Consider the following 1,285-nt stretch of genomic DNA (forward strand, 5'->3'; position numbering starts at 1 on the left):
GGGCTGAGGGATCCCCAGTAATATGGTCATTTCACCATGACCATATTACTGTACTCTTTTCCCAGCTTTTTCATCTCGTTACCTATATTCAGCCGTCTTACTTTTCCCGGCTCATGCCGGATGACTTCTTCTGCCAGACTCAGGTAAGACAGGACCCGCCTGTGCCTGATGCTGCTTGCCTGATAATGCCAGTGTAAGCACTGCCTTTCTGCCCTGTAACCTGCCAGCCACATCACCAGACCTGCCATCGCTGCGACCATATTCAGCACTTCCAGTCGGCCTTTTCCCTGACTCCGGCTCAGCCTCAGACCGAACCCGAAGCGCGGACTTTTGTCGTCCCTGAAGTTTTGTTCTATCTGCATTCTGCGGCTGTAGAGAGCCATTATCTGGTGCGGCTCCAGTCCTTCTGCATTACTGAACAGCAGCCAGGGCTCCCGTGCGCTACTGCGGTGTTCCCGCTGTGTTTTTGGCATTCCCCCCTTTCCGTGACGCCCTGCTTCCGGGCGTTTGTGCAGATAAAACCGGCCGTAACAGGGCGTACGTGGTTTACGGGACAGAACACCATAACCCACGCAGGTCGGTTGTCCGGAGGCCTCAAGCTCGCTGATTTTCATCCACTTTTTCTCCCCCTCCAGCCGGAAGCTAATACAGCCCCTGACCCTGCCGGTGAAGCGCCAGCCCAGCTGGCTGACATGCCGGAACCAGTCTGTTCTGAAGCCAGCATCCGTAATGATGGTAACGACTTTATCTTTCGGGATGGCATCATGCAGACGGTCAAGGAAGCGGCACTGTATATCGCTGTTCTGCGCCAGCTCTGCGGGAACGACCTCACTCATAAGCGGAAGTGAGCGGCCATTACAGACCAGGCTTGCCCGCAGAAGATGCCAGTTCCTGTCATGCCAGCCGGTCCAGTCGACAGCGATAACGCAGAAGGGCATCAGGGAAGTGATGGTATGCGTGAGCATATGCTGAATGCGGGGGATATCACGGTGAAGCGCGGTATTACCCAGGGCACGGTCAACACGTTTAATTTTATTTTTAACGTGCGCCCTGCCGGGAAGAGTGCGTCCAAGGCTGGTCAGGGTCAGACTGGCGCCGTGCGTGAGGGCGACGGCCATGGAAACGAGAACATTAACCCGGAAGCTGTGAATGTCCGGTAAAGACGTGGAGAAAAAATTCTGGCAGACTGTGAGTAAAGGCACGATGAGGTCTCTTCTGATTTGTTAGCGCAACCAGTAGATCACACTTCATCGTGCTTTTCATTTTTCTGGGGAACCCTCAGCCC

At 54.6% G+C, this 1,285-nt stretch carries 2 protein-coding genes; one reads left to right on the top strand and one right to left on the bottom strand.

Annotation, left to right across the window (positions count from 1 at the left end):
* Nucleotides 1–26: 26 nt before the first annotated feature.
* On the bottom strand, nt 27–1,031 hold the full coding sequence (locus NMC31_RS26035; RefSeq protein WP_253899400.1) for an IS4 family transposase: 1,005 nt from the start codon (nt 1,029–1,031) through the stop codon (nt 27–29).
* On the opposite strand from NMC31_RS26035, the gene NMC31_RS26040 reads away from it, so the two are divergent.
* Nucleotides 954–1,160: a hypothetical protein gene (locus NMC31_RS26040; protein WP_253899401.1), complete on the top strand. Its 207-nt coding sequence runs from the start codon at nt 954–956 to the stop codon at nt 1,158–1,160. The two genes, NMC31_RS26035 and NMC31_RS26040, sit on opposite strands and share 78 nt — an antisense overlap.
* Nucleotides 1,161–1,285: the final 125 nt, after the last annotated feature.

It is taken from the genome of Pseudocitrobacter vendiensis, assembly GCF_943590815.1.
GTDB lineage: Bacteria > Pseudomonadota > Gammaproteobacteria > Enterobacterales > Enterobacteriaceae > Pseudocitrobacter > Pseudocitrobacter vendiensis.